Raw genomic sequence first — 6,135 nt, forward strand, 5'->3', positions numbered from 1 at the left:
TTCAGAAAAGCCCCGACTGGCGGGGCAAAAGGGTTTGAAAGTTCACTGCCGTACAGGCAGCTCAGAAAGACACGCCGGCGATGGTCGTGATGATCTTGGTGTTCACTGCCGTACAGGCAGCTCAGAAAATTCGCTCAAGCGCGGCATGCAGCACTCTGGCGTTCACTGCCGTACAGGCAGCTCAGAAATCACCCTGGCGGCGTATGGCCTGTAATAGGCAGTTCACTGCCGTACAGGCAGCTCAGAAAGATGCGGGAATGGTCGCGAACAACGTGGTGGAGTTCACTGCCGTACAGGCAGCTCAGAAAACGTAATCGCGGTGCAAGAGGTCATGCGCTCGGTTCACTGCCGTACAGGCAGCTCAGAAAAGGGACATAAGCCCCAGAATTCCGCCGACTAGGTTCACTGCCGTACAGGCAGCTCAGAAAGTGGCCGATGCCGCTACCGTCGTACGCGCCGCGTTCACTGCCGCACAGGCAGCTCAGAAAGCAGACTATGACCACGACCCCGAACCACCCAACCCGTCAATAGGTCAGAATCGGCCACGGAGTGTGCCAGCGTTCCCCGGTCATTTTGTCATCCGTGATCCCATCCCCTTGATCTGAAAAGGGGAAATCAATTCCCCCAGGACTTGTCCATGGAATTGTCCACAATCTGCGTGGATAAGCTGGTCATCCCCAGCCGGAATACCGCCAGGGAATCCTTCACCTCGTCGGCCAGCTGTTCCTGCAGGCCGGTCGCGTTGGCCGCCTGTCGCACAAGCTGGGTATTGTGCTGCGTCACGTTGTCGATCCGCGCCATGGCCTGGTGGATCTGTTCGATGCCAGCAGATTGTTCCGCCGTGGCGGCGGTGATCTCTTCCATGAAGCCCGATACCTGCTGAACGGATGTGACAATGGCCTGCATGGTCTGGCCTGCCTGTTGCATGCGGTTTGAACCGTCCTCAATGCGCAGGGCCGACTGTTCGATCAGGGTCTTGATTTCTCGCGCCGCGGCGGCGCTGCGCTGGGCCAGGGCACGCACCTCGGCGGCCACGACGGCAAAGCCGCGGCCTTCTTCGCCGGCCCGAGCGGCCTCCACAGCGGCATTCAGGGCCAGGATATTGGTCTGGAATGCGATCCCGTCAATGACGCTGACAATTTCGCTGATTCGCTGGGAACTGTCTGAAATCCCCTCCATGGTCCGGACCAGTTCATCCACGGTCTGTCCGCCGGTCGTGGCTACGTCCGATGCCTGGCTGGCCAGTGCATTGGCCTGACGGGCATTGTCGGCATTCTGTCGGGTTGTGCTGGCCAGCTCCTCGATGCTGGCGGCAGTCTGCTGCAAGGCGGCCGCCTGTTGTTCCGTGCGCATGTTCAAGTCCTGGTTGCCGGCTGCGATCTCACGCGCGCCCTGGACCATGCGGCCCGTGCGCTCCAGAACCATGGCGATCATGTCGCGCAGACTGTCCTGGGTGTTTTTCAGGCCCTGGAACAGCTGCCCAATTTCGTCCTGGGTCCAGACCTCGATCGAGGCCGTCAGGTCCCCGGCGGCAATCCGGTGCAGCAGCTGGCCACTGTCTCGCAGGGGGTTCAGGACCATGCGCAGCAGGACGCGGTAGACCAGCCAGGTCAGCAGGATGGCCGCCAGCGCCAGTCCGATCAGGCTGGTGCGCAAGTTCACTGGCAGTGGTGGCGCAAGCCACAGGGTGCAGCCGACAGTCAGCAGGGTGGGCAAGAGCAATGCCAGGGTCGGCAGCGCCAGTCGGACGCGCAATGGGCGCGTCAGAAAGAAATGCTTCATGTCTCATCTCCGTCGCGTGGCGTGTGGACCGGCGCGTTTCATGTATTTTCTTTGGCGCTCGCCGAGGGGCGAGGGGAACGCCTGGGCGCAATGCGCCAGGTCACTATATCGGCCTCCGGCACGGCCCGACATTTCCGGACATCAATACCCATCATCACGGAACATGCGGGCATCAGCCGGTGCGGCTGATTTCCACCCACCAAAGCTAAGTCATTGAGACATAGGGGATACTCGGATCTGTCTGGATCTTGTCCATGGGCTTGTCCACAGATCGGGTGGATAAATCCGTGACGGTGGGGCACGCACGTGCCGCGCACTGGATCGGAAAAGGCCTGGAGCACCGTAAAATCGGCACTCTCTGTCTTGCACATTCTTGAGGACTGCAACCATGGAACAGTTTCAGGCTTTCTGGTCTGGTCTGCCCGATCTGAGCGGCATCGTGATGCACCTGGCCGTGACCCTGGCAATCCTGGTCATCGGCTGGGCCGTGTCCAACCTGCTGGGGCGCTGGGTGCGCCATATCGCGGATCGTTCTTCCCGGATCGATCCGACCGTTGTGCCGATCGTGCGCAGTGTCACGGTCTGGGCGGTGCGCATCGTGGTGCTGCTGGCCGTGCTGGCGCGCCTGGGCGTGCAGACCGCCAGTCTGGTTGCCATGCTGGGGGCGTCCGCCCTGGCCATCGGCCTGGCCCTGCAGGGTACGCTGCAGAATTTTGCGGCCGGCATCATGCTGCTGGTGCTGCGGCCGGTGCGTGCGGGGGAATTCGTCGCCATCGGCGGCCAGGGTTCCGGCACGGTGGACGAAATCGGCCTGTTCATGACGCGGTTCGTACAGGTCGATGGCATCCACATCCTGTTGCCCAATACGCTGGTCTGGGGCAGCCCGATCACCAATTACAGCCGCAACAAGACCCGCCGCCTGGACATGCTGCTGGGGGTACGTTATGACGACGACCTGGATGCGGCGCTGGGCACTTTGCAGGCGCTGGTGGACCGCCATGATGATGTCCTGGCCGACCCGGCCCCCCAGGTGATGGTGATGGAATACCGGGACAGTTCCATCATGGTGAACATCCGGGTCTGGGCGCGGGCCGACAAATACTGGGATCTGTATTTTGACCTGCATCGCCAGGCGCCTCTGGCCTTGCGCCAGGCGGGCCTGCGTTCGCCCATCCCCCTGCGCGAGGTGCAGTCGATTCCGCTGGCGAAGCATCCGGACAAGGCGGCCAGCGCCTGAGCGCCGCAGGGAATCTCCGGCCTTCAGGCTGGGGAGGCTGTCAAGCCGCTATTCCACCATCCGGTTCAGGCGTTCCGCATCCAGCGGATGCTGGCCGTTGTCGATGCGCTGGCCCAGGTCTTCCAGGGCCGCGCACAGGCGCTGGATGCGCGCATCCTGCTGGGCCGTATGGTTGATCAGTTCGTGCAGCACCTGGACCAGCGGGTCGTCGTCCGTCCGGCCGATCCCGTAGGGGGCAAAGTCTTCGGGTGAAGATGTGCCATCGGCGGCGGGCGGCTCGGCCCGGCCGCGTTGCAGCAGTTCCTGCAGGGGCCGGGCGGCCCATTCGGATTGCGGCATCGGGGACTCATCCTGGCAGGGGGATGCGGCGGCGCGCGGGGCGGTCGGGGCCGCCTCGGATGGCACCGTGTCCCTGTCCGGGCTTGCCGCCGTCGGTACGGGTTCGCTGCTGGTCGCTGTCGTGGCTGCCGCATGGTCTTTGGGCAGGATCACCCGCGCCGGGTTGCCCACGGCGGTCGCCCCGGCTGGCACGGGTTTGATGACCACGGCATTCGAACCGATACGGGCATGGGCCCCCACGGTAAAGCCGCCCAGGATCTGGGCGCCTGCGCCCACGACCACGCCTTCTTCCAGGGTGGGGTGGCGTTTTTCGCCCTTGTAGAGCCGGGTGCCGCCCAGGGTGACGCCCTGGTAGATGGTGCAGTCGTCGCCGATTTCAGCGGTCTCGCCGATCACCACGCCGAAACCGTGGTCGATGAACACGCGCCGGCCGATGCGTGCGCCGGGGTGGATCTCGATGCCGGTCAGCAGGCGGCCCAGATGGGACGTGAACCGGCCCGCCCAGTACCAGCCGCGCCGCCACAGGGCATGCGCCAGGCGATGGACCAGGATGGCGTGCAGCCCGGGATAGCAGGTCAGGATTTCGATGCGGCTGCGGGCCGCCGGATCGCGTTGGTGGATGCAGGCGATGTCTTCGCGAAGTTGATCAAACATGTCGTTCGGGTGTCCGGTCGTTCGGGTGCGCGGCCTGGCCGGCGCTGCGGATCATGGCGGTGCACAGGCCGCGCACCATGTCCACTTCGTCGGCGCTGAGCCGGTTGCGGGTCCACATGTGCCGCATGCGCGGCAACAGTTTTTTCGGATGCCGGGGATCCAGGAATCCCACGGCCAGCAGGGCCTGCTCGAAATGATCCAGCATGGCCTGGACGCGTTCGCCGCTGGCCGGGTCCGACCCCGGATCGTGCCGGGCGTGGGTGTCGGGCAGGCGCGCCACGCCGGCCAGCGGCAGCAGGGCATAGCGCATTTCCCAGGCGGCCAGTTGCAGCGCCTGGGACACGTTCAGTGAACTGTACGCCGGATTGGCCGGGATGTGGCAGACCCGGTGGCACAGGGAAATGTCCTCGTTGGACAGGCCGGTGCGTTCCGTGCCCAGGACGATGGCGATGCGCGTGTTCGTCCTGGCCAGTTCGGCCGCCGATTGCGTGGCGGCCTCGCGGATGTCGCAGGGCGGGGGGCCGATGGCGCGCGCCCTCGCCGTCAGGGCGAAGGCCAGGGTCGTGGGCCCCAGCGCCTCGGCCAGGGTGTCGTGCAGGCGGACCTGTTCCAGGATGTCGCCGGCCCCGCTGGCCAGGGCCAGCGCATCGGGCTGGCGCAGGATGTCCGGGTCGGCAGGCGCCACCAGGCGCAGGTCGTGGAACCCCATGGTCTTGATCGCCCGGGCGGCGGAACCGACGTTGCCGGGATGGCTGGGGCTGACCATGACAAAGCGCACCCGGTCGAAAAAGTCCGGGGTGCGGGCGGGGGGATCGGAGGAAACTGGCAGAGTCATTTAAAATAGAGGGCTGTCACCCGTGATCTTTGGAAACCTATGCACCCGATGCTCAACACCGCCATCAAGGCGGCACGCCGTGCCGGCGCCATCATCAACCGCGCCAGCCTGGACCTGGAACGCCTGAACGTGGCGCGCAAGGGGCCCAAGGACTACGTCACGGAAATCGATCGGGCGGCCGAGGAATCCATCATCGACATTTTACGCACAGCCTATCCCGATCACGGCATCCTGGCCGAAGAATCCGGCCGCTGGCAGGCCGAAGGCGGCCAGGATGACACCGAATTCCAATGGGTGATCGATCCGCTGGACGGCACCACGAACTTCATCCATGGCTTTGCGCACTATGCCGTGTCCATTGCATTGCTGCATCGGGGGCAGACGGCCCATGCGGTGATCTACGACCCCACGCGCAACGAAATGTTCACCGCCAGCCGGGGCAGTGGGGCCTTTCTGAATGACCGCCGGGTGCGGGTGTCCACCTGCCTGCGCTATCACGATGCGCTGCTGGCCTCGCATATCCCTCAATCCACGGCGCTGCCGGCGGCTTCGCCCTTTGTGCCGCTGCTGGCCGAATGCGCGGCGGCGCGGCGTACGGGTTCCACGGTTCTGGATCTGGCCTGGGTGTCCAGCGGCCGCCTGGACGGCTTTTGCGGTGTCGGGCTCAAGCCCTGGGACATGGCCGCCGGCGGCTTGCTGGTGCTCGAAGCCGGCGGCCTGCTGGCCGATTTCCAGGGCGAACAGGGCTGGATGGATTCGGGCAATGTGCTGGCTGCGTCGCCCAAGATATTCGCGCAGATGATGTCGCATCTGCACGCCTGACGGGGCTCGACGATGGAATGGATGCTGGATCCGGCCGCCTGGGTGGGGCTGCTCACCCTGATCGTCCTGGAAATCGTCCTGGGCATCGACAACCTGGTGTTCATCGCCATCCTGGTCGATAAACTGCCGCCCAGGCAGCGCGACCGCGCCCGTGTGCTTGGGCTTGGCCTGGCGCTGGTCATGCGTTTGTTCCTGCTGACGCTGATGTCCTGGCTGATCAAACTCACCGAACCGCTGGTGCGCCTGGGCGACCTGGCGTTCTCGGGGCGCGATCTGATCCTGATCAGCGGCGGCTTTTTCCTGCTGTTCAAGGGCACCTTCGAACTGCACGATCGCATCGAAGGCCGCACCCAGCACGCTTCGGGTTCGCGCCTGCATGCCAGTTTCTGGGTGATCGTCACCCAGATCGTCATCCTGGATGCCGTGTTCTCCGTCGATTCGGTGATCACGGCAGTGGGCATGGTCG

Annotated in this window: 5 protein-coding genes, 1 pseudogene and 1 CRISPR repeat array; of the genes and pseudogenes, 3 read left to right on the forward strand and 3 right to left on the reverse strand. The window is 64.6% G+C overall.

Going from position 1 to position 6,135, the window contains the following annotated elements; all coding sequences use genetic code 11:
- Positions 1-40 precede the first annotated feature (40 nt).
- A CRISPR array of direct repeats spans positions 41-488; the repeat unit is 28 nt; unit sequence GTTCACTGCCGTACAGGCAGCTCAGAAA.
- A 127-nt stretch (positions 489-615) separates the two neighbouring features.
- A complete protein-coding gene (locus tag RBR29_RS10005; RefSeq protein ID WP_320348964.1) occupies positions 616-1,782 on the reverse strand; it encodes a methyl-accepting chemotaxis protein in 1,167 nt (388 codons plus the stop codon).
- Positions 1,783-2,170: 388 nt separating this feature from the next.
- Here RBR29_RS10005 and RBR29_RS10010 point away from each other — a divergent pair, with 388 nt between their 5' ends.
- A complete protein-coding gene (locus RBR29_RS10010) occupies positions 2,171-3,019 on the forward strand; it encodes a mechanosensitive ion channel domain-containing protein (protein ID WP_320348965.1) in 849 nt (282 codons plus the stop codon).
- Positions 3,020-3,067: 48 nt separating this feature from the next.
- On the opposite strand, the gene cysE is transcribed toward RBR29_RS10010, so the two are convergent.
- Together cysE and RBR29_RS10020 are read right to left on the reverse strand one after the other, a co-directional pair.
- Positions 3,068-4,012: a serine O-acetyltransferase gene (gene cysE / locus RBR29_RS10015; RefSeq protein ID WP_320348966.1), complete on the reverse strand. Its 945-nt coding sequence runs from the start codon at positions 4,010-4,012 to the stop codon at positions 3,068-3,070.
- A complete protein-coding gene (locus RBR29_RS10020) occupies positions 4,005-4,847 on the reverse strand; it encodes an RNA methyltransferase (RefSeq protein WP_320348967.1) in 843 nt (280 codons plus the stop codon). Before RBR29_RS10020 ends, cysE begins: the two co-directional genes overlap by 8 nt.
- A 39-nt stretch (positions 4,848-4,886) precedes the next feature.
- On the opposite strand from RBR29_RS10020, the gene RBR29_RS10025 reads away from it, so the two are divergent.
- Both RBR29_RS10025 and RBR29_RS10030 read left to right on the forward strand, forming a co-directional pair.
- Positions 4,887-5,669, forward strand: coding sequence for an inositol monophosphatase family protein (locus tag RBR29_RS10025; RefSeq protein ID WP_320348969.1), 783 nt, complete (start codon positions 4,887-4,889; stop codon positions 5,667-5,669).
- Positions 5,670-5,681: 12 nt separating this feature from the next.
- Positions 5,682-6,135, forward strand: a pseudogene (locus tag RBR29_RS10030) (TerC family protein); the annotation flags it as partial.

The sequence above is a fragment of the Castellaniella sp. genome (genome assembly GCF_034007085.1).
Classification (GTDB): domain Bacteria; phylum Pseudomonadota; class Gammaproteobacteria; order Burkholderiales; family Burkholderiaceae_B; genus Castellaniella.

What these genes read in the sequence shown, in the direction of transcription:
- RBR29_RS10005 (WP_320348964.1), bottom strand. Translation starts at nt 1,782, where the DNA reads ATGAAGCATTTCTTTCTGACGCGCCCATTGCGCGTCCGACTGGCGCTG.
- RBR29_RS10010 (WP_320348965.1), top strand. Translation starts at nt 2,171, where the DNA reads ATGGAACAGTTTCAGGCTTTCTGGTCTGGTCTGCCCGATCTGAGCGGC.
- cysE (WP_320348966.1), bottom strand. Translation starts at nt 4,012, where the DNA reads ATGTTTGATCAACTTCGCGAAGACATCGCCTGCATCCACCAACGCGAT.
- RBR29_RS10020 (WP_320348967.1), bottom strand. Translation starts at nt 4,847, where the DNA reads ATGACTCTGCCAGTTTCCTCCGATCCCCCCGCCCGCACCCCGGACTTT.
- RBR29_RS10025 (WP_320348969.1), top strand. Translation starts at nt 4,887, where the DNA reads ATGCACCCGATGCTCAACACCGCCATCAAGGCGGCACGCCGTGCCGGC.